Here is a 22,988-nt window from a genome sequence, read left to right on the forward strand (position 1 = left end):
CCGACCGACGTCGTGAAATGGATATTCCGAGCCCGCAAAGTCATTCTCGTTTTCAGCGGATGACGTCGGTACAGCGCGTCATCCGCCCGCCGCATCACTCGCCCAGATAAGCGGCCCGCACCTTCGGATCGTCGAGCATCTGCTTCGCGTCGCCTTCCATCGTGACAAGGCCGGAGTCCATCACGTACCCGCGATTCGCCGCCTGCAACGCGAGCCGCGCGTTCTGCTCCACCAGCAGCACCGTGATCCCCTCCTTCGAGATCTCCCGCACCACCTCGAAGATCTTCTCCACCATGATCGGCGACAGCCCCATCGACGGCTCGTCCAGCAGCAGCAGCTTCGGCTTGCTGATGATCGCCCGCGCCATCGCCAGCATCTGCTGCTCGCCGCCCGACAGCGTGCCCGCCAGCTGCGCCGCGCGCTCCTTCAGCCGCGGGAAGAACCCGAACATCCGCTCGACGTCGCGCTTGATGCCGTCCGTGTCGTTGCGCAGGTACGCGCCCATCTGCATGTTCTCGACGATCGACATCCGCGCGAAGATGCCCCGCCCTTCCGGCACCATCGCGAGACCCCGCTTGAGCAGCTCGTGCGCCGGCACGCCGCGGATCGACTGCCCCATGTACTCGATGTCGCCCGCCGAGTACGGTTTGAGCCCCGTGATCGCCTTCATCGTCGTGGTCTTGCCCGCGCCGTTCGCGCCGATCAGCGTGACCAGCTCGCCCTCGTCGACCTGCAGGTCGACGCCCTTCACCGCCTGGATGCCGCCGTAATTGACCTGCAGGCCCTTGATCTTCAACATCGCCGTTGCCATCAGTGGACCCCCGCGCCCAGATATGCCTCGATCACCTTCGGGTCCTTCTGCACGTCCTGCGGCAGCCCCTCGGCGATCACCTTGCCATAGTCGAGCACTGTCATCCGGTTGCACAGGCCCATCACCAGTTTCACGTCGTGCTCGATCAGCAGGATCGTCCTGCCGTCCGCCCGGATCTTGTCCAGCAGGCGCGTCAGCTCGACCTTCTCGGTCGCGTTCATGCCCGCCGCCGGCTCGTCCAGCGCAAGCAGCTTCGGATCGGTCGCGAGCGCGCGCGCGATCTCCAGACGCCGCTGGTGGCCGTACGACAGGTTGCGCGACGTGTAGTCCGCGTACTGCGCGATGCCCACGTAGTCGAGCAGTTCGAGCGCGCGCGCCTTGATCTCGCGTTCTTCCCGGCGCTCCGACGGCGTCTGCAGCACCGCGCCGATCAGCCCGTGCTTCGTGCGCACGTGGCGGCCGACCATCACGTTTTCGAGCGCGGTCATCCCGCCGAACAGGCGGATGTTCTGGAAGGTGCGCGCGATGCCCGCCTTCGCGACCTCGTGCACCGCGGTCGGCGTGTACGGCTCGCCGTCCAGCTTGAACTCGCCCGAGTCCGGCGTGTAGAGGCCGGTGATCACGTTGAAGAACGTGGTCTTGCCCGCGCCGTTCGGGCCGATCAGCCCGTAGATCGTGCCCTGCGCGATCTGCAGGCCGACGTCGGACAGCGCCTGCAGGCCGCCGAAGCGTTTGTTCACGCCCTTCACGGACAGGCGGATGGGTTGGTTGCTCATGTTGTGTGTTCTCCCTTACGCGCGCACCGGCTTCTTGCCCGCGCGCTTCGCCACCTTCGCGATACGATCCTCGTGCTTCGGCGCGGGCCACAGGCCTTCCGAGCGGTACAGCATGATCACGACCATCGCGAGGCCGTACAGCAGCTGGCGGATCACTTCGGTGTCGACGATTTCATGGCCGAAGATCGCGTGCTGCAGCGGACCCATCGTCGAGCGCAGGAACTCCGGGAAGATCGCGAGCAGCACCGCGCCGAGGATCACGCCCGGAATGTGGCCCATGCCGCCGAGCACGACGCACGCGAGCACCACCACCGACTCCCAGAACGTGAACGATTCGGGCGACACGAACCCCTGGAACGCGCCGAACATCGAACCCGACAGGCCGCCGAACGACGCGCCCATCGCGAACGCGAGCAGCTTCACGTTGCGGGTGTTGATGCCCATTGCCTTCGCGGCGATCTCGTCCTCGCGGATCGCGGCCCACGCGCGGCCGATGCGCGAGTGCTGCAGACGGCTGCACACCCAGATCACCAGCAGCGAGCAGACCACGAACGCGTAGTAATACAGGTACACCGACGTGAACGTGAAGCCGAACAGCGTGTGCGACTGCGAGAGATCGACGCCGGCCACGCGCAGCGGCGCGACGCCGGTGATGCCCTGCGGCCCGTTGGTGATGTTCACCGGCCGGTCGAGGTTGTTCATGAAGATCCGCACGATCTCCCCGAAGCCGAGGGTCACGATCGCGAGGTAGTCGCCGCGCAGACGCAGCGTGGGCGCGCCGAGCAGGATGCCGGCGAGCGCCGCGAGCGCCATCGCGACCGGGATCACGATCCAGTACGGCGTATGCAGGCCGCCGGGGAACAGGTTCGCGATCCATGCGAACTGCGTGGTGAGGTGCGGCGACGTGAGCAGCGCGGCGGTATAGGCGCCGACCGCGTAGAACGCGATGTAGCCCAGGTCCAGCAGGCCGGCGAAGCCGACCACCACGTTCAGGCCGAGCGCGAGCATCACGTACAGCATCGCGAAGTCGAGCACGCGCACCCAGTAGTTGCCACCGGCCGCGCCGACGACGAGCGGCGCGGCGATCACGAAGATCGCGGTGAGAAGGCCCACCGCGACGGTCTTCGTGGTGTTCTTGTCGGAGATGAGCGTCGTGGACGGCTCGACAGGTTGAATCGAAGTCATTTTATGTGGCTCCCCGGATCAGGCGCGATCCGCGACACGTTCGCCCAGCAGCCCCGACGGACGGAACACGAGCACGATGATCAGCACGACGAACGCGAACACGTCCTGATAGTTGCTGCCGAATACCCCGCCGGTCAGGTTGCCGATGTAGCCCGCGCCGAGCTGCTCGATCAGGCCGAGCACCACGCCGCCGACCATCGCGCCGCCGAGGTTGCCGATGCCGCCGAGCACCGCGGCGGTGAACGCCTTCATGCCGGGGATGAAACCCATGTAGAAGTGCGCGTTGCCGTATTCGGAGGCGATCATCACGCCGGCGAGCGCCGCGAGCGCGGAGCCGATCATGAAGGTCGCGGAGATCACGAAGTTCGGGTTCACGCCCATCAGGCTCGCGACGTTCGGGTTCTCGGCGATCGCGCGCATCGCGCGGCCGAGCTTGGTCTTGTGCACGAGCAGCAGCAGGCCCGCCATCACGAGGAACGCGACGGCGATGATGACGATCTCGGTGGGCGAGATCACCGCGCCGGGATTGTTCTCGCCGGCCTGGATCACGTTGAGCGGGTTGGTCGAGATGAGCTGCGGGAACGGCAGCGGGTTGCGCGACCAGATCATCATCGCGAGCGTCTGCAGCAGGATCGACACCCCGATCGCGGTGATCAGCGGCGCGAGGCGCGGCGCACGGCGCAGCGGCCGGTATGCGATCTTCTCGATCGTGTAGCCGACCACCGCGCAGACCGCTGCGGCGATCACCAGCGCGATGATCAGCGTCGGGATGTTGCCCAGCCCGGGAAAGTGGTTCTGCAGCACCGTGATCGCCGACAGCGCGACCATCGCGCCGACCATCAGCACGTCGCCGTGCGCGAAGTTGATGATGCCCAGAATCCCGTACACCATGGTATAGCCCAGTGCAATGATGGCGTAGATGCTGCCAAGCACCAGCCCATTCAGGATCTGCTGGATGAAGATATCCATTGTTTCTGTCTCGTCTTTGGAATATGAACGGCGTGGAGGCGGATCGCGGCCGCGACGCGCGGCGACGATCTGCCGGCGCGGCAATGCGCCGGGCGGCTAGCCAGCGCGGAGAAAGCCCCATCGAGGTCGGCCAGCAGGTCGGCGACGTTTCCCGGTATCGCAACCGTGCCGCAGCATGGCGTCGCCGAGAGAATACGCAGGCCCGCGAGAAGACGATTGAACGTTCTTGCGCAATCGCAGAAGATTCGCGACGCGCGAGTCGCGAGCGGGCAGTCGCGACAGCGTCACGGCGCTTCTTTGACCTCATCGCCACCACCGCCCCGGATGTCACGCTGAGCGCTCTCCTGAAGTGCCGGGAAAGATGATCGAGATCGGCGCATCCGCCGCGGAACGCCCTCTCCGTCTCCGGGCCGCCCGCAACGTTTCGAGCGCCCGCGTCAGCCGGATCTGATTACGCCATGCGTGCGGCGCGCGAACGGGTATGCGCACTTCCTACGACATGTACGACGGCAGTGGCCGTCATACCGTGGCATTCCATGCAAGCGCCGCGGCACCTGGCTCCCTCACCGGACCGCGGCCCCCATCTGCGCATTCCGCTCAAAAATATGATCGATTTGCGCAAGATAACGACGCGATGTAGACTCCAATCTGTTCACTTCGATCAAATTAGTGATCGATCCGATCAAATCGACCGCTTCCCACAAGAACACACTGGAGACAATCCATGGCCCAGATTCCGATCAAGCGTTCAATAGAACGCGTCCCCGGCGGCATGATGATCGTGCCGCTGCTCGCCGGCTCGCTCATCGCCACCTTCCTGCCGGACGCGCCGAAGTTCTTCGGCTCGTTCACGAACGCGCTCTTCACCGGCGCGCTGCCGATCCTCGCGGTGTTCTACGTGTGCATGGGCGCCGGCATCGACGTGAAAGCGACGCCGTACATCCTGAAGAAAGGCGGCGTGCTGCTCGTCACGAAAGTCGGCGCGGCGGTGATCGTCGGCATCGTGCTGGGCCACTTCCTCGGCGAGCGGCCGGTGTCGTCGGGGCTCTTCATGGGCGTCTCGACGCTCGCCGTCGTCGCCGCGATGAACGACACGAACGGCGGCCTCTACATGGCGCTGATGGGCCAGTACGGCCGCAAGGAGGACGTCGGCGCGTATACGCTGATGTCGCTCGAATCCGGCCCGTTCCTCACGATGGTCACGCTCGGCGTCGCCGGGCTGTCGGCGTTCCCGTGGCAGACGCTCGTCGGCAGTATCCTGCCGCTGGTGGCCGGCATGCTGCTCGGCAACCTGGACCGCGACATGCGCGACTTCCTGGCCCGGGCGGTGCCCGTGATGATTCCGTTCTTCGCGCTCGCGCTCGGCGCGGGCCTCGATCTGCACAAGGTCTGGCAGGCGGGTCTGCTCGGCATCGGCCTCGGCATCGCCGTGGTCGTCGTGACCGGCATCCCGCTCTATTTCGCGGACCGTCTGACCGGCGGCACCGGCGTGGCCGGCGTCGCGGCGGCGAACACCGCCGGCAACGCGGCGGCGGTTCCCGCGCTGATCGCGGCCGCGAATCCGGTCTACACGGACGCGGCGCGCAGCGCGACGCTGCTGGTCGCCGCCTGCGTGGTCGTGACCGCGATCCTGTCGCCGATCCTCACGTCGACGGTCGCGAAACGCTATCAGCAGCGTCATCCGGACCGCGCGCCGCGCAAGGCGGAGGACACGCCGCGCCGGGGCGTCGCCTGATGAAGAAGATCCTGATCATCGCGGACGACCTGTCGGGCGCGGCGGACTGCGCGATCGGCTTCACCGGCGCGAGCCATCGCGTGGTGGTCATGCTGGAAGCGGAGCGCGACCAGATGGACCCGCATGCGGACACCACCGCGGTCGATACGGACACGCGCCGCCTGTCGCCCGCGCAGGCCGCGGCGCGCACCGCCGCCGCCTTCCGCGCGCTCGGCGGCCCCGGGCAGCGCCTGTACAAGAAGATCGATTCGACGCTGCGCGGCAACTGGGCCGCCGAGGTCGCCGCGCTTCAGCCGGTCGCGGGGCTCGCGATCGTCGCGCCCGCGTTCCCGGCCACCGGCCGCGCGCTGCGCGGCGCGCGCGTGCTGGTCCACGGCACGCCGCTCGAACAGACGCCGACGTGGCAGCTCGAAAACGCCGGCCGCGACGCGAACGTCGCGACGCTGCTGAACGAAGCGGGCCTCGCGACCGACGTGCTGGACGGCGAGTCGCTGCGCGACGATCCGGCCGCGCTCGCCGCGCGCATCGCCGCGAGCGCGGCGGCCGGCACCCAGGCGCTGATCGTCGACACCGGCAGCGAGCAGGCGCTGCGCACGCTCGCGCGCGTGACGCTGGCGAGCGACGTGCCGCTGTTCTGGGTCGGCTCCGGCGGCCTTGCACGCGAGATTTCCGCGCTGACCCGCCGCCCGGCCGTGGAAGCAGCCCCGGATGAATCGCCCGCCGCCGATCCGCACGCGGACCTGCCGGTGCTCGCGCTCGTCGGCAGCCTGTCGCCGGTCAGCGAGCGCCAATGCGCGATGCTGCGCGAGCGGACCGGCATCGAACAGTTGATCGTGCCGCCCGACGTGCTGCGCGCCGGCCCCGCACACGCCGACTGGGCGGCGCTGCGCGCGCAGATCGGCGCGACGCTCGCCGCGCGTGCCGACCTGCTCGTGCGGATCGGCCGCGACGACGCATTCGATCCGGCCGAAGGCGCGCAGCTATCGACGTCGCTCGCCGCGCTGGTCGAACCGCATTTCGCGCGCATCGGCGGCCTGATCGCGACCGGCGGCGAAACCGCGCGCGCGATGCTGAGCGCCGCGCGCATCCCGAGCCTGCATCTGCAGGCGGAGGTCGAGGCCGGCGTCGCCGTCGGCCGGCCGCTGGACCCGAACCGCGCGCACCGCCCCGGCATCGTCACGAAAGCGGGCGCATTCGGCACCGACCACGCGCTGTACGCCGCATGGCTGCGGCTGCGCAACCAGACCGAACCCGACGTCGTCCCGCATTGAGCGGCGGCGCATCGCACTCCCCCGAACGCAACAAGACACGCAACGAAGCGAGTTACCACCATGAACAGCTACCTTCCTGTCATCGGCATCACGATGGGCGACGCCGCCGGCGTCGGCGCCGAAGTGATCGTCAAGAGCCTCGCGCACGCGTCCGTGTATCAGCAGTGCCGTCCGCTCGTGATCGGCGACGCGCGCCGGCTCGAACGCGCCAACGAGATCGTGCGCGGCAAGCTGCGCGTGCGCCGCATCGCCGACGCGGCCGACGCGCGCTACGAGCCGGGCACGATCGACTGCATCGACCTCAACCTGATCCCGGACGACCTGCCGTTCGGCCAGTTGTCGGCGCTCGCCGGCGACGCCGCGTACCAGTACATCGCGCGCGCGGTCGAACTCGCGCAGGCCGGCAGCATCGACGCGATCTGCACCGCGCCGCTGAACAAGGAGGCGCTGCACGCGGGCGGCCACAAGTTCCCCGGCCACACCGAGATGCTCGCGCACCTGACCGGCGTCGACGAAGTCTCGATGATGCTGGTCGCGCCGCAACTGCGCGTGATCCACGTGACGACGCACATCGGCATCATCGACGCGATCCGCAAGATCGAGCCGGGCCTCGTGCAGCGGACCATCGAGCGCGGTTACGCGACGCTCGTGAAGGCGGGGATCGCGAACCCGCGCATCGGCGTCTGCGGGATCAACCCGCACGCGGGCGAGAACGGCCTGTTCGGCTACGGCGAGGAAGAAGAGAAGATTATTCCGGCCATCAAGGTGCTGCAGGCGCGCGGCCTCGACGTGACCGGCCCGCTGCCCGCGGACACGCTGTTCTTCCGCGCGGGCCGCGGCGACTTCGACCTCGTCGTCGCGATGTACCACGACCAGGGCCACGGTCCGGTGAAGGTGCTCGGGCTGGAAGCCGGCGTGAACATCACGGTCGGGCTCGACGTGATCCGCACGTCGGTCGATCACGGCACCGCGTTCGACATCGCCGGCACCGGCGTGGTCGACGAACGCAGCCTGCTCGAAGCGCTGCGCCAGGCGACCGAACTCGCTACCCGGCGCGCGTGACCCGGCCGGCGGGCGCACTCGGGTAACATCGTGCCTTTGCCGGCGCCCGCCGGCCGAACCATGCAAGCCGAACCATGAAAGCGTCCGACCGCCACCGCGCCATTCTCGACCTCGTGCTGATGCGCGATGCGAACGTCGAGCAGCTCAGCTCGGCGCTCGGCGTATCGGAGGCGACGATCCGGCGCGACCTCGCGCAACTCGCGAAGGAACGCCGGCTCGTGCGCACCTACGGCGGCGCGACCGCGCGGGTCGGCACGCACGAGCCGGAAGCGTCGCTCGAAGAACGCAAGGCGACGCAGCGCGAGCAGAAGGAAGCGATCGCGCACGCGGCGGCCGCGCACGTCGCCGACGGCGACACCGTGTTTCTCGACGGCGGCACCACCTGCGCGGCGCTCGCCCGGCATCTGGCCGCGCGGCAGCAGGAACTGCACGTCGTGACGAACAACCTGCTCGCGGTGATGACGCTCGCGAACGCGCCCGGCGTGCAGCTCACGCTGATCGGCGGCGACGTGCGCAGCTCCAGCATGAGCACGCTCGGGCCGCTCGCGGAACTGACGCTGAGCCGGCTGAGCGTCGATCGCGCGTTTCTCGGCGCGGACGGCGTGGTCGCGGGTTTCGGGCTGTGCGAGGCGAGCGCGCAGCAGGCGTGGCTGAAGGAATGCATCGTGTCGCGCGCGGCCGACGTCGTGGTGCTCGCGGACACCGAGAAGCTCGGCCGCGCGCGCCAGCAATACTGGACGCCGCTGCAACGGCCGTGGCGGCTCATCACGTCGTCGCTCGCGGGCGAAACGCTGTTGCAGCCGTTCCGCGAAGCGGCCGACATCGCGCTCGAAGTCGCGCCGTGCGGGCCGTCCGATGCCAACGCGGGCGCGGCGGACGATCTGCCGTCGTTCGCGGGCTGACGCGTCGCTGGTTCATCGTGCGACGCAACTGAAACAGATGCGCAACGGCGGCCATTCCTTCAGCCATCCCGCACCCGGACTCGCCTGCTGCACCGCATCCAGCCCATTCGGCACGCCGGCTGACGCGCGGCCAGGCCATTCACCCGAACCAGACCGTCACGCGACATCCGCGCCGGACACCGCCTGCACCAGTTGCCCGCGCAGCCGTCCGTATTCGTCGCTGCCCGGCCCATGGCTGACCGCGGCCGTGACGAGCGAACGATGCACGCCACGGTCGCCGGCCGCGAGCGGAAACGTCGCTTCGAGTTCGCGCAGCAAGTGGTCGAACGCGAAGTCGCGCAACGCCGAGTCCCCCGCGAGATCGGCCACCGACACCGGCGCCGGCTTCCGGTACGCGTAGCGGTCGCCGAACAGCAGGTGAAGCCGCTCCTCCCACAGCAGCAGGCGCGCGAGATTCGCGAGCGTGCCGGGCTGCTGCTGCGCGCCGCCGGCCGGCGCACCGGCCGCGTGGCGCTCGCGCAGCCACGGGACAAGCTGCTGCGCGGGCATCGGCCGCGCGATCGCGTAACCCTGCACCGCATCGACGCCGAGCACCGTGACCGCGTCGAGCAGCGCGTCGTCCTCGACACCCTCGACGACGACCCGCTTGCCGAGCGAATGCCCGAGCCGCGTCAACTGATAGATGAGCCGCAGCACGTCGGACGCATCCTGTCCCGCGAGCGATACGACCTTCCGGTCGATCTTCACGTGGTCGAACGGCAGTTCGCGCAGCCGGCGCAGGCTGCTGTGCCCGGACCCGAGATCGTCCTCCGCCAGTTCCACGCCGAGCGCCTTGAACTTCGCCAGTTCGCCGGCGACGTCCACGCCGCCCGGCGCCTCCTCCGTTTCGAGGATCTCCAGCGTCAGCCGGCGCGCCGGGCAGCCGTATTCCTGCAACGCGTGCTGCGTCGCCTCGAAATAACGGGCGTCGCCGAGCGCATGCAGCGGCAGGTTCAGCGCGACGCCGACATCGACGCCGTCGTCGCGCAGCCAGCGGTTCATCTGCGGCAGCGCCTGCGCGAGCCCGCGCGTGTACAGCACGAAAAAATCCTCGGTGGACAGCGCCGGAAAAAACACGCCCGGCAGCAGCAGCCGCTCGCCGTCCCGCAGCCGCGCGAGCGCCTCGACCTTCTGCACGGTGCCGGTCGCGAGATCGAGGGCGGGCTGGTAGTGCATCTCCAGCGCGTCGGAGCGCAGCAGCTCCGCCCAGCGCTGCCGGGTCGCGAACGGCACGGTCCGCAGCCGGCCTTCGAGGCTCTCGATCCGCGACAGCGCGAACACCAGCTTGCTCTGCACCTGCTCGATGAACGCGCGCTGCTCGACCGACGCATAACCGCCCGGAAACGCGCTGTACAGCGTCAGGATCGCGGTCGGCGCGCCGCCCGGCTGCCCGAGCGGGATCGCCGCCATCGAGCGGAAGTTGCCCCACAGCGCGGTGCTTTCCCACTGGCGCATCTGCGGATCGGTCGCGAAGTTCATGCAGTATTCGACGTTGCCGCTGCGCCATGCGCGCCCGGTCGGCCCGTGCCCCTGGCTGCGGTCGTCGCCGACCACCGGCGCGTCGTCCGACCGCTCCAGATGCGCGAGCGCGTCGGTCAGCGCCTTCTTGCCGGAGATCGACTCGAAACGGATCACGCCGCGGCCGTTCGGCCGGCCAAACGCGCAGCCGGCGATTTCGTCGTGCGCGGCGAGCGTGCCGGTGATCCGGTTGATGAGGTCGGTGTAGTTCTTCGCGGTCCACACCAGCTCGGTCAGCGCCATCAGCACGTTGTGGCGCGCGGTCTGCATCTGCTGGTACGCCTGCGCCTGCCACGCCAGTTCCTGGATCAGCCGGCGCGTCATCACCGAAAACGCCTTCGCGTGCACCGACTCGTTCAGATAGCGGCGCACCGCCGCGTGCAGCATGCTCTGGCTGTACACCAGGTCCTCGCGCCCGACGCCGACGATCGAATGGATGCGGCCGACCCGCAGCGCGGCCGCGTGATGCCGCTCGGCGGTCAGGTCCGGCGACGTGAGCACCAGCAGATGCTGGACCACCTGGGTCCGCAGATGCTGCCGCTCCGGCTCGGACAAGGTGGCGATCACCGACTCCGAGCCGGCCAGCTGGATCAGCCGCTCGAAGAACACGTCGACGACGCTGCCGAGGTACGGCTGCAATGCGACCGTCATCGCGGACAGCGCGGCGGTCCACGCGGGGCCGTACAGTTCCGGCTCGTCCTTCGGCGAGCCGATCGCGTCGAGCCGCAGTTCGGCCTTGCGGCTGCGCTTCACTTCGAGCATCCGCAGGTCCGCGCGCTTCACGAGCATGTCGAGGTCGTCGCCGTCGTCCGGGAACACCGCCCAGCCGATCGACGCGCCGACCTGCACCGGCCCCTCCGCCAGCTCGATCGGCTGCTCCAGCGCGAGCCGGATCTTTTCCGCGACGACGCTCACGTTGCTCGCGACGCCGACGTTGTCGAGCAGCACGCAGAACTCGTCGCCGCCGTAGCGCGCGACCACGTCCGTCATCCGGACCGTCGACCTGAGCCGCGCGCCGATGCTGACCAGCACCTCGTCGCCGGCGTCGTGGCCGAGCACGTCGTTGATGAACTTGAAGCGGTCGAGGTCGATGAACACGAGCGCATGCACGGGCCGCTCGCGCGCGGGCAGCGCGAGCACCTTCTGCTGCAGCACGCGGAAATGCTCGGCGAGGAACGTGCGGTTGTGCACGCCGGTCAGCTTCTCGACCTTCAGATCGTGCTCCATCCGCTTGATCGCCTGCACGATGCGGCCGATTTCCGTATCGGCCAGTTCGGTGCCGTGCAGCGCCGCGTGCGTCGCCGACTGCGCGAACTGCCCGGCCGGCACGACGCGATGGCCGTCGGACGCGACCGATTCGAGCAGCCCGGTCGTCTGTTCGAGCGTCGTCACGTCGCCGAGCAGCGCGAGCAGATTCAGGCCGGACTGGTTGATCGCGCGCTTCAGCATGCCGATCTCGTCGACGCGGTCGAGATTGATGTCGCGGCCCGCCTGGCCGCTCGCGACGGTCTGCGCCTGCGCGAGCAGGCGCGCGAGCGGCCGCGCGATGCGCGTTTCCAGCACCAGCGAGCCGAGCACCGCGCCGAGGCCGATGCCGGTCGCGACGACCGCGAGCGGCAGGCCGCCGACGCCCGCCGCGACCGCGCCGCACAGCGGCACCGCGGCCGCGCCGGCCGACGCGATCCGCACGCTGCCGCGCACCGACAACCGCTTGAACAGCGACGTCCAGCCGAACAACCCGGTGCGGACGATCACGCCGCGGTCGAACGCGAGGTCGCGCACCGTGCCCTCGCGGATGCGCTGGTAGAACCGGTCCGCCGCCGCGATCTCCTCCGGCGCGGGCTTGGTGCGGACCGACATGTAGCCGACCAGCTTGCCGCCGCGCGTGATCGGCGTCGCGATCACGCGCACCCAGTAGTGGTCGCCGTCCTTGCGGCGGTTCTTGATGATGCCGCTCCACAGATGCCCGCCGCGCAGCGTGCCCCACATGTCCGCGAAGATTTCGGCCGGCATGTCCGGATGGCGCACCACGTTGTGCATCTGCCCGACCAGTTCGTCGTGCGAGTAGCCGCTGATCTCCGCGAACACCTTGTTGATGTACACGATGCGACTGTCGGTGTCCGTGATGGACATCGTCGTCAGATCGTCGGGAATCGGGAATTCGCGCTGGGTGACGGGCAGATCCGTTCTCATAGTTCGGCTTGACTGGCGCAATGCGGCTTCTTCGGGAGACGGCCGCCCGGGTCGGCAAAACCGGCGTCCCGCAAAATAAATCGGAAAGTCGAATTCCAGCGAAAACACAGGCAGCATACACCGCCTTTTATTTAAAGCGCTATCACCGACGGTGGACTCTAAATGATTTCGGCCGCAACGGTTTATCGGGCCGCCGGCTTTTCGATTCGTGCTGCGCCGGATTTATTTTTGAAAAACCGTTTGCGCATCCGCTCCGCCGTGCGCCAGTCGTCGATTTTCTTCGCGTGCAGGCTTATTGTCAGCGAACGGTTTTCGCCGAAACCGTTTTCATTTCTCCCGCCCCCCGCCGGCTTTCTTTTTTTGCCGGCCCTTCCCGCGCAAACGTTCTCGTTGCACGATCGGGTGGGACTGGCCCCCGGAAGAGGCGGAAAATTTGCGCCGGGACGGCGCGCGGACGAACGGAGAACCGCGCCGCCTGTCCGGCCGCGCCCGTAACGGGCGCGCCGGAGACGGCGCGGGGTGGCGAAAACGTTGGCGAGCATGGCAACACGACGGAAGATCGTCGCGCTTGTCGAGCATGAATGTAACTTAACACATCACACCGTAACGTGCCAGTTCATGTAAGTCCTACGGGGTGGCGTCGAACATGACGACTGTGCGTTTGGGGTCACATATGGACGATCGACAGAAAGCCGCCCTCGTACGGGCGGTGGGCCGGGCCATCGCAATGCGCCGCGTTGCGGCGAGGCTGTCACAGGAAAAAGTGGCGGAGAAACTCGGCATCAGCCGGGAGGCGGTGTCGCGACTGGAGACGGGCGTCGCGATGCCGTCGGTTGTGCGGCTCGCGGAACTCGCGGAGATATTGAACTGCGGAATCGAGGAATTACTGACTGAAGCATCGAATCGCGAACAGGACCAGGCACGAAACATCGTCGTGCTGCTCGGCGGCTTGCCGACCGAGAAACGCGAACTGCTGATGAGCGTAATGAAGCAGCTCGCGCACGGAATGGCGCATTGAAATCCGGTATGCGCCGGCCGTAAATACGCCGGGTAAAAAAAGGAAAAACTGAGGTTAACAGAAAACCAATACACCGAACGGCTCCGGAATAACGGGACGCCTGCCGATAATCATCGACGAGGCCGCCGGCGATTCTATGCCGGCGCGAGCCTGACCAGTTCCACCGCGCCGAACCACGTCGACGCGAAATAACCGCTGCGGGTCGAAAAACCGGCGTCCGGACGCCCGGGGCGCACGTCGAACACGATGACCACGCTCGTCTTGAGGCCGGTCACGTCGCAGGTCACCGGGTGATGGACCAGCCGTTCGAGATCGGCCCGGGACGCGATCTCCACGTAGTCGCTCTCGCGACGCCACCGTCCGTCCACGTTCGTGTACAGCACGTAGTGGCCGTGGCGCTTTTCGATCTTCAGGAACGGATAGGGACGGCCGTCGTCTTGCCCGGCCCATGCGCCGACCAGGCTGTCGGGCGTCGGCTGCGAGCACGCGGCCAGTTGCGCGGCGAGCGCAAGTACGCAGAGCAGCCGTTTCATCGCTGCCCGCGGCCGCCGCATCGCGCGGAAGTGTCGGGGAAAATGATCCCGGGTGCCTTGACGGGAACACCCGGGACTCCAACGGGGAAGTACAGCAACATTAGTCTTGTGTACGTCATCCATGCGCCAGCGGACTGCTGCCAGCACACCCGAACATGCCCGTGGTTCAACCGGACATATTCTCGATAACGGCGGTCCCGGAAATTTCTTGAGGCCCGGTTACCCCGTAATCGGCGCGGCGAAATGTGCCGGTCACGATGGCGCGCGAAGCGCCCGCCGCGTCACGCCGGCTCTTGCGCGAACACGTCCTTCGCGGCGAACAGCCCGTTCAGCGCCGCGGGAAATCCCGCATAAACCGCCATCTGGATGATCGTCTCGACGATCTCGCGACGGTCGAGCCCGACGTTCAGCCCCGCGGCGATATGCACCTTCAGTTGCGGCCCGGCGTTGCCGAGCGCCGTCAGCGCGGCGATCGTCGCGATCTCCCGCGCGCGCACGTCGAGCCCCGGCCGCGCGTAGATGTCGCCGAACGGAAATTCGAGCAGATAACGCGCGAAATCCGGCGCGATGTCCGCGAGCGCGTCGACCACCCGCTCGCCCGCGTGGCCGTCAATCTCCGACAGGATCCGCCTGCCCCGTTCGAGCCGGCTTTCCGCTGCGCCGCCGTGTTGAGCCTGTGTGTGTGTCATTCCCGATTCCTCGTGAAGCGTTCGCATAACTTTCGATCTTGGCGTCGAGGGCGAGCAGGCACTCGTGCAGTTCGGCGATCCGCGCGCGCACGGTCTCGCGATGCGCGGCCAGCAGCATGCCGCGTTCCGGCCCGGTGTCCGGGCCGGCCGCGCGCAGTTGCGCGTAACGCAGCATCTGCTGGATCGGCATGCCGGTCTGCTTCAGGCGGCCGAGAAAATCGAGCCACGGAAAAATCGCGCTGTCGTACACGCGCTGCCCGGCCTCGTCCCTCGCCGCGAACGGAATCAGGCCGATCCTTTCGTAATAGCGCAGCGTATGAACGGTCAGACCCGTGCGTTCCGCCACGTCGCCGATCTTCATGAGCGCCTCCTCGCAACGACAGTCGGAATCGTGGGACTTCGAGCGCGCTCGAAGTCAAGGGGTTTTTACAGCACGGGGGAAATAGCGGGACGTCGCTTGCTGGCGTTCACGCGTTCACGCGCGGCGGCATGAAACCCTTCATGCGCCGCCACGCCCATCGCGGCGCGCAAGCGGGTACGCGGGTACGCCACCCCGTTTGCGCGCCGCGGCGCGGTCAAACCGCGCCGACCTTCCGCTGCCGCCACAGGCACAGCAGATCGCACGCGATATGCGCGGCCGCGATCGCGGTGATTTCGCTCTGGTCGTACGCGGGCGCGACCTCGACGACGTCCGCGCCGATCAGGTTCACCCCCGCGAGGCCGCGCACGATCGCGAGCGCCTGCGCGGACGACAGCCCGCCCGCGACCGGCGTGCCGGTGCCCGGCGCGAATGCCGGGTCGAGGCAGTCGATGTCGAACGTCAGATACGTGGGCCGGTCGCCGACGATCTGCTCGATCCGCTCGCGCGCCGCGCGCGGACCATGCTCGTGCACCCACGCGGCGTCGAGCACGTTGATGCCGAGAAAGTCGTCGTTCCACGTGCGGATGCCGACCTGCACCGACGTCGCCGGATCGATCAGCCCGTCCTTCACCGCCTTGTAGAACATCGTGCCGTGATTCAGGCTGTCCGGCGCATCGTCGGCCCACGTGTCGCAATGCGCGTCGAAGTGGATCAGCGACAACGGCTTGCCGTACTTCTGTGCGTGCGCGATCAGCAGCGGATACGTGATGTAGTGGTCGCCGCCGAACGTCAGCATTTTCGCGTCCGATTGCAGGATCGTGCGCGCGTGCTCGATGATCGCTGGCTTGATCGTCAGCGGATTGTGCGCGTCGAACCAGCAGTCCCCATAATCGGTGACCGCGAGCGCGTCGAACGGATTGAAGCCCCACGGATACGGATAGAGTTCCGCGAGTTGCACGCTCGCCGCGCGCACGGCCGCCGGCCCGAGCCGCGCGCCGGAGCGGAACGTCGTCGCGAGATCGAGCGGCACGCCGGACACGACGACGTCGACGCCTTCGAGTTCACGCGTATAGCGCCGTCGCATGAACGACAGCACGCCGGAATAGGTGTTTTCGATCGAGGATCCGTACAGGGAGGGACGACGGATCGCGCCGTCGCCATAGAGGTTGGCAGTCATCGAATGACCTGTCATAAAAACCGCGCCACGAACGTGACGCGACAGCCGGATTCATTGGGAACGCGACGGCGCGCCATGTGACGCGCGCGCCGCCGCGCTGGCTTGCGAATCCTTTAGCGCAGCCGCACGAGCGTGGACTTCAGCTCGGTGTACTTCTCCAGCGCGTGCAACGACTTGTCACGGCCGTTGCCCGATTGTTTGTAGCCGCCGAACGGGAAGTTCATGTCGCCGCCTTCGTCGTAGCAGTTCACCCACACGGTGCCCGCGCGCAGGCGGCGCGAGATTTCATGCGCGCTCGTCAGGTTCGACGTCCACACGGCAGCGGCAAGACCGTATTCGCTGTCGTTCGCAATCCGCACCGCGTCGTCGACCGAATCGAACACGATCACCGACAGCACCGGCCCGAAGATTTCCTCGCGTGCGATCCGCGCGTCGCGCGCGGTCTCGAACACGGTCGGCTCGATGTAATAACCGCCGCTCGCCTCGTTGAGGCGGCTGCCGCCGAGCAGCAGTTTCGCTTCCTTGCGGCCCGCATCGATGTAGCCGAGCACGCGGTCCAGTTGCACCTTGTCCACGATCGCGCCCATCGACACGTCCGGGTCCAGCGGATTGCCCGGCTTGTACGAACGCGCGGCGTCGGTGAGCTTTTCCAGGAAGGCGTCCTTGATGTCGCGATGCACGAGCAGACGCGAACCCGCCGTGCACATCTCGCCCATGTTGTAGAAGATCGCGCTGGCCGCGGCCTTTGCGGCACGATCGAGGTCCGGGCAATCCGGCAACACGATGTTCGGCGACTTGCCGCCGAGTTCGAGCCAGACGCGTTTCAGGTTGGACTGTCCCGCGTATTGCATGATCTGCTTGCCGACCGCGGTCGAACCGGTGAACGCGAGGCAATCGACGTCGCTGTGCAGCGCGAGCAGCTTGCCCGGTTCGCCGCCGCCGGGCAGCACGTTGAACACGCCGGACGGAATGCCCGCTTCGTGCGCGAGCTGCGCGATGCGGATCGCGCTCAACGGCGACTTCTCCGAAGGCTTCAGCACGACGCTGTTGCCCGCCGCGAGCGCGGGCGCGAATTTCCACGACGCCATCAGGATCGGGAAATTCCACGGCACGACCGCCGCGACCACGCCGATCGGCTCGCGCGTGACGAGGCCGACCAGATGATGATCGGCCGGCACCACCTCGCCGCCGACCTTGTCGATCGCTTCGGCAAACCATTCGACGCAATAGGCCGCGCCCGGCACGTCGACGGTCGTCGTGTCGCCGATCGGCTTGCCTGCATCGAGCGTTTCGAGCAGCGCGATCTCATCCAGATGCGCGCGCAACAGTACGGCCCAGCGCAGCAGGATCGCCTTGCGTTTGCGCGGATTCAGCCCGGCCCACGCCTGTTCGTCGAACGCGCGCCGCGCGACCGCGACGGCATGATCGACGTCTTCGGCGCCACAGTCCGCCACTTTCGCGATCGTGCGGCCGTCGATCGGGCTCACGCAGTCGAACGTGCGCCCCGAATGCGCGTCGCGATACGCGCCGTCGATGAACGCGCGCCCTTCGATGACGAGCGACGCGGCTTTGCCCTGCCAGTACGACAACGTTTTCTGTTCCATCAGGATGCCTCAATGTGTGTTGCGTCTGGAACGCGGAGCCGTAAACGCGGCCACGCGTTCGGACCGGGTTGGCGCGTCGTCAGAAGGTCGGCGGCGAATTCGCCGATACGACCTCGCAGACGAGGTCCGCGCTGGGATTGCGAAACCGGTGCGGGAAGCGGCTTTCGAAATAGTAGCTGTCGCCGGGGTCGAGCAGCCACGTGGTGCCGTCGACGGTCAGTTCGAGCTGGCCCGCGACGACGAAGCCGCCTTCATGCCCCGCATGCGACAGCATCTCGGGACCGGTGTCCGCGAGCGGCTGATAGACCTCGCGCATGATGCACATGTTGCGGTCTTTCATGTTCCGGTTCGCCCCGGCGAGATAGAACTCGATCGCCGCGTTGCCGAGGTTCGGCATCTCGCCGCGCCGCGACACCATCGCGTTGTTCTCGCCGAGGTCGAACGTGAAGAATTCCGCGAGGCTCATCGGAATACATTCGAGCAGCTTCTTCAGCGAGCCGACCGACGGACTCACGCGGCCCTGCTCGATGAGCGAGATCGTGCCGTTGGTCACGCCGGCGCGCTTGGCCAGCTCGCGCTGCGAAAGCCCGTTTTTCTTGCGGACGTAGCGCAGCCGGTTGGCGACTTCAGTGGACATCTCGGCGGACATCGTGGCAAACCCGAATGCGGTGACTAAGGCTGACTCAGGACAAGAGCGGCACGCAGGAAAGCGCGCCCGTTGTGTTGAATATTCTAACCACTTCCATTTTCGGTGTCGAAAAAAAACGGCGTAAGCGATTCGAAATGATGCTTCATTCAGGGGACTTTTCCTGTTCTTCCGCTGCGGCGTTGCTGCCAGGGAACGTACCGAGGACACAAACTTAAAAAAATAATTGACGGCCTTTTTGACTCGTATATGCTGGTCCACAGGTCGATGCAGGTACAACCTGTGCGCTGCGGTGCAGCGTGCCGGCCGCAACGAAGCATCGATCGACCACAAATTCAACGTCAACCAGTCGAGTGTAATCGTGAGAGTCCGTGGCCCTCTGGTCAGATGGGATCGCAGTCATGCGGGACGTATCCGCAATGACCGCATCGCCGTCACCGACGGCGATAGCGGCAGGCTTGCTCCTCGCCTGTACTTGTTGTCCGTCTTCACCATCCTGTCGCGCCGGTCCGTCCGGCGTCATAACGCTGTGTCCGCACGCGCGTTCATCGCGGTTCATACCGACGAAGTCGCGTCGCTGCTGCCGTAGCGCCTTTCCTTCCTGTGCGGTGCTTCACCGGTGCTGCCTCGCGCAACTGCGCAGGCCGCGTGGCGACGTGCGTCTGATCGCATCTGCGTCTGACCGTATCGCCATGCACGCCGGCACGAAGCCGACCGCTCACATGATCGCCGCGCGCCGCGCGATCCCCGCTTAAGTCATCAGCGACGATCCGCGCAGCGCATCCAGATTGCGGCCTTGCGTCCAGCAGGGTTGCAAGGTCATGTCACGCCCGTGGACTTTGCATCGATGCGGTTGTCGATGCGGACCCGCGGGACAAGAAGGGAAGATCAACCATGCAAACCACCCCGCTGGTCGGCGTCACGGCCGACCGCACCGTGATCGGCGCGCATGCGTCGCACGTTGCCGGCGAGAAGTACCTCGCCGCCGTCACCGACGGCGCCCACGCGCTCGCCTTCGTGCTGCCCGCGCTCGGCGAGCGCCAGCCCGTCGCGAACGTGCTCGCCGCCGTCGACGGCCTGCTCTTCACCGGCAGCTATTCGAACGTCGAACCGCACCGCTACGGCAGCGCACCGGGCGAGCCCGGCACCCTGCACGACCCTCACCGCGACGCCACCACCCTCCCGCTGCTGCGCGCCGCCATCGACGCCGGCATCCCCGTGCTCGCCATCTGCCGCGGCTTCCAGGAAATGAACGTCGCCTTCGGCGGCACGCTCCACCAGCAGGTCCACGCCGTCGACGGCCTCGCCGATCACCGCGAGAACAAGGCCGATCCGCTCGACCTCCAGTACGCGCCTTCGCATCCGGTCTCGCTCGTGTCCGGCGGCCTGCTGCAACGGCTGGCGGGCGGCGCAGCCGACGCCCGCGTCAACTCGCTGCACGGCCAGGGCATCGACCGCCTCGGTGCCGGCCTCGTCGCCGAAGCCGTTGCGCCCGATGGCCTGATCGAAGCGGTCAGCGTCGCCGGCTCGCCCGCGTTCGCGCTCGGCGTGCAGTGGCACCCCGAATGGCAGCACGCACGCGACGCCCTCTCCACCGCGATCTTCCGCGCCTTCGGCGACGCCTGCCGCGCGCGCCTCGCGCAGCGCCTGCATGCGCATGCCTGACGCGCCCCCCGAACTCCCGAGAACCGACATGCACGACATCGACGAATTCCTCCGCAAGCATCACATCACCGAGATCGAGGCCATCATCCCCGACATGGCCGGCATCGCCCGCGGCAAGATCATCCCGCGCAGCAAGTTCGAGTCCGGCGAATCCATGCGCCTGCCCCAGGCCGTCATGATCCAGACCGTCACCGGCGACTATCCCGACGACGGCAGCCTCACCGGCGTCACCGACCCCGACATGGTCTGCGTGCCCGACTCCTCCACCATCCGCATCATCCCGTGGGCGGTCGATCCCACCGCCCAGGTCATCCACGACTGCGTGCACTTCGACGGCACCCCGGTCGAGATCTCCCCGCGCCGCGTGCTGCGCCGCGTGCTCGAACTCTACGAGGCCCGCGGCTGGAAACCGGTGGTCGCCCCGGAACTGGAGTTCTACCTGGTCGACATGAACAAGGACCCGGACCTGCCGCTCGCGCCGCCCATCGGCCGCACCGGCCGCCCGGAGACCGGCCGCCAGGCCTATTCCATCGAGGCGGTCAACGAGTTCGACCCGCTGTTCGAGGACATCTACGAGTACTGCGACATCCAGGGGCTCGAAGTCGACACGCTGATCCACGAGGTCGGCGCCGCCCAGATGGAGATCAACTTCCTGCACGGCGATCCGCTCAACCTCGCCGACCGCGTGTTCCTCTTCAAGCGCACGGTGCGCGAGGCGGCGCTGCGCCACCACATGTACGCGACCTTCATGGCCAAGCCGATGGAGAACGAGCCCGGCTCCGCGATGCACGTGCACCAGAGCCTGGTGAGCGCCGAAACCGGCCAGAACCTGTTCACCGGCGCGGACGGCCAGGCGACCGACCTCTTTCACGGCTACATCGCCGGGCTGCAGAAGTACACCCCGGCGCTGATGCCCATCTTCGCGCCGTACATCAACTCGTACCGCCGCCTGTCGCGCTTCATGGCCGCGCCGATCAACGTCGCGTGGGGCTACGACAACCGCACGGTGGGTTTCCGCGTGCCGCACTCGTCGCCGGCCGCGCGCCGCGTCGAGAACCGCATCCCGGGCGTCGACTGCAATCCGTATCTGGCGATGGCCGCCACGCTCGCGGCCGGTTATCTCGGCATGACGCAGCACCTGAAGCCCTCCGAGCCGCTGTCGAGCGACGGCTACGCGCTGCCGTACCAGCTGCCGCGCAACCTGGAGGAGGGGCTCACGCTGATGGGCTCGTGCGAGCCGCTCAAGGACATCCTCGGCGAGAAGTTCGTGCGCGCGTACCTGGCGCTCAAGGAAACCGAATACGAGGCGTTTTTCCGGGTCATCAGCTCGTGGGAACGCCGTCACCTGCTGCTGCACGTCTGAACCGGAGACCGGACATGAACGACCGTACCCAAACGACGCCGCGCACCACCGCCGGCTACCGCGCGCTCGACGCCGCGCATCACATCCACCCGTTCTCGGACATGGGCGCGCTCAACCGCGACGGCAGCCGCGTGATCGTGAAGGCCGACGGGGTCTATCTGTGGGACTCGGAGGGCCAGCGCATCATCGACGGCATGGCCGGGCTGTGGTGCGTGAACGTCGGCTACGGCCGGCGCGAACTGGCCGGGGCGGCCTATGCGCAGATGCTGGAACTGCCGTACTACAACACGTTCTTCAAGACCACCCATCCGCCGGTGATCGAACTCTCGGCGCTGCTCGCGCAGGTCACGCCGGCGGGGTTCAACCGCTTCTTCTACTGCAACAGCGGTTCGGAGGGCAACGACACGGTGCTGCGCATCGTGCACCAGTACTGGCTCACCCAGGGCAAGGCCTCGAAGAAGTACGTGATCTCGCGGAAGAACGCGTATCACGGCTCGACGATCGCGGGCGCCACGCTCGGCGGGATGGGCTACATGCACGAGCAGATGCCGTCGAAGGTCGAGCACGTCGTGCATATCGACCAGCCGTATTACTTCGGCGAGGCGGACGAGGGCGTGACGCCGGAGGCGTTCGGGCTGGAGCGGGCGCGGCAGCTCGAAGCGAAGATCCTCGAACTGGGCGCGGAGAACGTCGCGGCGTTCATCGGCGAGCCGTTCCAGGGCGCGGGCGGGGTGATCTTCCCGCCGTCGACGTACTGGCCGGAGATCCAGCGGATCTGTCGCAAATACGACGTGCTGCTGGTGGCCGACGAGGTGATCGGCGGGTTCGGGCGCACCGGCGAGTGGTTCGCGCACCAGCATTTCGGTTTCGAGCCGGACCTGATGACGCTCGCGAAGGGGCTCACGAGCGGTTACGTGCCGATGGGGGCGGTGGCGCTGCACGACCGGATCGCGGACGCGATCATCGCGCACGGCGAGTTCAATCATGGCCTCACGTACTCGGGGCATCCGGTGGCGGCGGCGGTGGCGGTCGCGAACCTGACGCTGCTGCGCGACGGCGGGATCGTCGAAAAGGTGAAGGCGGATACCGGGCCGTACTTCCAGCAGGTGCTGCGCGAGACGTTCGAAGGCCATCCGGTCGTGGGCGAGATCGCGGGCGCGGGGCTGGTCGCGGGAATTCAGCTCGCGGCTGATCCGAAGGCGCGGAAACGCTTCGAAAACGGCGGCGAGGTCGGCACGCTGTGCCGCGACTTCTGCTTCAACGGCAACCTCATCATGCGCGCCACCGGCGACCGCATGCTGCTTTCGCCGCCGCTCGTCGTCACCCGCGCCGAGATCGACGAGATCGTCGCGAAAGCGAAGAGCGCGATTGATTCGACCGCCAAAAAACTAGGGCTTTTGTAACACCACTGACCACGGCCGGCGACGCACAACGGGGTGCTGCGGCGCCGCCAGCCGATTTTCACCTTCTG

Annotated in this window: 20 protein-coding genes; 9 read left to right on the forward strand and 11 right to left on the reverse strand. The window is 67.3% G+C overall.

Annotation, left to right across the window (positions count from 1 at the left end; translation table 11 throughout):
- Positions 1–94: 94 nt before the first annotated feature.
- Genes BLV92_RS27575 through BLV92_RS27590 form a run of 4 tightly spaced genes read right to left on the reverse strand, consistent with a single transcriptional unit; the run spans position 95 to position 3,741 of the window.
- Positions 95–811, reverse strand: a complete 717-nt coding sequence (locus tag BLV92_RS27575) for an ABC transporter ATP-binding protein (protein ID WP_090542786.1) — start codon at positions 809–811, stop codon at positions 95–97.
- A complete protein-coding gene (locus BLV92_RS27580; protein ID WP_090542784.1) occupies positions 811–1,587 on the reverse strand; it encodes an ABC transporter ATP-binding protein in 777 nt (258 codons plus the stop codon). The genes BLV92_RS27575 and BLV92_RS27580 overlap by 1 nt, the downstream gene beginning before the upstream one ends.
- 15 nt (positions 1,588–1,602) lie before the next feature.
- The gene (locus BLV92_RS27585; protein ID WP_090542781.1) at positions 1,603–2,772 is read right to left on the reverse strand and encodes an ABC transporter permease subunit; all 1,170 of its coding nucleotides are present in this window, start codon (positions 2,770–2,772) and stop codon (positions 1,603–1,605) included.
- A gap of 18 nt (positions 2,773–2,790) precedes the next feature.
- Positions 2,791–3,741, reverse strand: a complete 951-nt coding sequence (locus tag BLV92_RS27590; RefSeq protein WP_090542779.1) for a branched-chain amino acid ABC transporter permease — start codon at positions 3,739–3,741, stop codon at positions 2,791–2,793.
- Between the two features lie 724 nt (positions 3,742–4,465).
- Here BLV92_RS27590 and BLV92_RS27595 point away from each other — a divergent pair.
- From BLV92_RS27595 to BLV92_RS27610, 4 genes are all read left to right on the forward strand, one after another.
- Positions 4,466–5,476: a 2-keto-3-deoxygluconate permease gene (locus BLV92_RS27595; protein ID WP_090551774.1), complete on the forward strand. Its 1,011-nt coding sequence runs from the start codon at positions 4,466–4,468 to the stop codon at positions 5,474–5,476.
- Positions 5,476–6,747, forward strand: coding sequence for a four-carbon acid sugar kinase family protein (locus tag BLV92_RS27600; protein ID WP_090551777.1), 1,272 nt, complete (start codon positions 5,476–5,478; stop codon positions 6,745–6,747). The genes BLV92_RS27595 and BLV92_RS27600 overlap by 1 nt, the downstream gene beginning before the upstream one ends.
- Positions 6,748–6,807: 60 nt before the next feature.
- Positions 6,808–7,809: a 4-hydroxythreonine-4-phosphate dehydrogenase PdxA gene (gene pdxA, locus BLV92_RS27605; RefSeq protein ID WP_090551778.1), complete on the forward strand. Its 1,002-nt coding sequence runs from the start codon at positions 6,808–6,810 to the stop codon at positions 7,807–7,809.
- A 74-nt stretch (positions 7,810–7,883) separates the two neighbouring features.
- Positions 7,884–8,711 carry a DeoR/GlpR family DNA-binding transcription regulator gene (locus BLV92_RS27610; protein WP_090551781.1) on the forward strand — a complete coding sequence of 276 codons (828 nt, stop codon included), beginning with the start codon at positions 7,884–7,886 and terminating at the stop codon, positions 8,709–8,711.
- A 156-nt stretch (positions 8,712–8,867) separates the two neighbouring features.
- Here the strand turns inward: BLV92_RS27610 and BLV92_RS27615 are convergent, their stop codons facing one another.
- Complete coding sequence (locus BLV92_RS27615; RefSeq protein WP_166676761.1) at positions 8,868–12,461, reverse strand: EAL domain-containing protein; 3,594 nt, start codon at positions 12,459–12,461, stop codon at positions 8,868–8,870.
- Between the two features lie 162 nt (positions 12,462–12,623).
- Between BLV92_RS27615 and BLV92_RS31865 the strand changes: the two genes are divergently transcribed.
- Entirely contained in the window at positions 12,624–12,956 is a 333-nt protein-coding gene (locus tag BLV92_RS31865) for a hypothetical protein (RefSeq protein ID WP_143040745.1), read from the forward strand.
- Positions 12,957–13,134: 178 nt separating this feature from the next.
- Positions 13,135–13,479: a helix-turn-helix domain-containing protein gene (locus BLV92_RS27620; protein ID WP_090551785.1), complete on the forward strand. Its 345-nt coding sequence runs from the start codon at positions 13,135–13,137 to the stop codon at positions 13,477–13,479.
- A gap of 134 nt (positions 13,480–13,613) precedes the next feature.
- Here the strand turns inward: BLV92_RS27620 and BLV92_RS27625 are convergent, their stop codons facing one another.
- From BLV92_RS27625 to BLV92_RS27650, 6 genes are all read right to left on the reverse strand, one after another.
- Positions 13,614–14,012, reverse strand: a complete 399-nt coding sequence (locus BLV92_RS27625) for a hypothetical protein (RefSeq protein ID WP_090730147.1) — start codon at positions 14,010–14,012, stop codon at positions 13,614–13,616.
- 281 nt (positions 14,013–14,293) lie between these two features.
- Positions 14,294–14,701, reverse strand: a complete 408-nt coding sequence (locus tag BLV92_RS27630; RefSeq protein WP_090551790.1) for a carboxymuconolactone decarboxylase family protein — start codon at positions 14,699–14,701, stop codon at positions 14,294–14,296.
- A complete protein-coding gene (locus tag BLV92_RS27635; protein WP_090551792.1) occupies positions 14,622–15,062 on the reverse strand; it encodes a MerR family transcriptional regulator in 441 nt (146 codons plus the stop codon). Before BLV92_RS27635 ends, BLV92_RS27630 begins: the two co-directional genes overlap by 80 nt.
- A 214-nt stretch (positions 15,063–15,276) precedes the next feature.
- Positions 15,277–16,239, reverse strand: a complete 963-nt coding sequence (gene speB, locus BLV92_RS27640) for an agmatinase (protein WP_090551794.1) — start codon at positions 16,237–16,239, stop codon at positions 15,277–15,279.
- A 113-nt stretch (positions 16,240–16,352) separates the two neighbouring features.
- Positions 16,353–17,843: an aldehyde dehydrogenase gene (locus BLV92_RS27645; RefSeq protein ID WP_090551796.1), complete on the reverse strand. Its 1,491-nt coding sequence runs from the start codon at positions 17,841–17,843 to the stop codon at positions 16,353–16,355.
- A gap of 79 nt (positions 17,844–17,922) precedes the next feature.
- A complete protein-coding gene (locus BLV92_RS27650) occupies positions 17,923–18,480 on the reverse strand; it encodes a cupin domain-containing protein (protein ID WP_090553111.1) in 558 nt (185 codons plus the stop codon).
- Positions 18,481–19,383: 903 nt separating this feature from the next.
- On the opposite strand from BLV92_RS27650, the gene BLV92_RS27660 reads away from it, so the two are divergent.
- Genes BLV92_RS27660 through BLV92_RS27670 form a run of 3 tightly spaced genes read left to right on the forward strand, consistent with a single transcriptional unit; the run spans position 19,384 to position 22,920 of the window.
- Positions 19,384–20,154, forward strand: coding sequence for a gamma-glutamyl-gamma-aminobutyrate hydrolase family protein (locus tag BLV92_RS27660; protein ID WP_090551800.1), 771 nt, complete (start codon positions 19,384–19,386; stop codon positions 20,152–20,154).
- A gap of 28 nt (positions 20,155–20,182) precedes the next feature.
- Positions 20,183–21,517, forward strand: coding sequence for a glutamine synthetase family protein (locus BLV92_RS27665; protein ID WP_090548767.1), 1,335 nt, complete (start codon positions 20,183–20,185; stop codon positions 21,515–21,517).
- Between the two features lie 14 nt (positions 21,518–21,531).
- Positions 21,532–22,920: an aspartate aminotransferase family protein gene (locus tag BLV92_RS27670; protein ID WP_090551802.1), complete on the forward strand. Its 1,389-nt coding sequence runs from the start codon at positions 21,532–21,534 to the stop codon at positions 22,918–22,920.
- The last annotated feature ends 68 nt before the right edge of the window (positions 22,921–22,988 follow it).

Source organism: Paraburkholderia caballeronis (assembly GCF_900104845.1).
GTDB classification, from domain to species: Bacteria; Pseudomonadota; Gammaproteobacteria; order Burkholderiales; family Burkholderiaceae; genus Paraburkholderia; species Paraburkholderia caballeronis.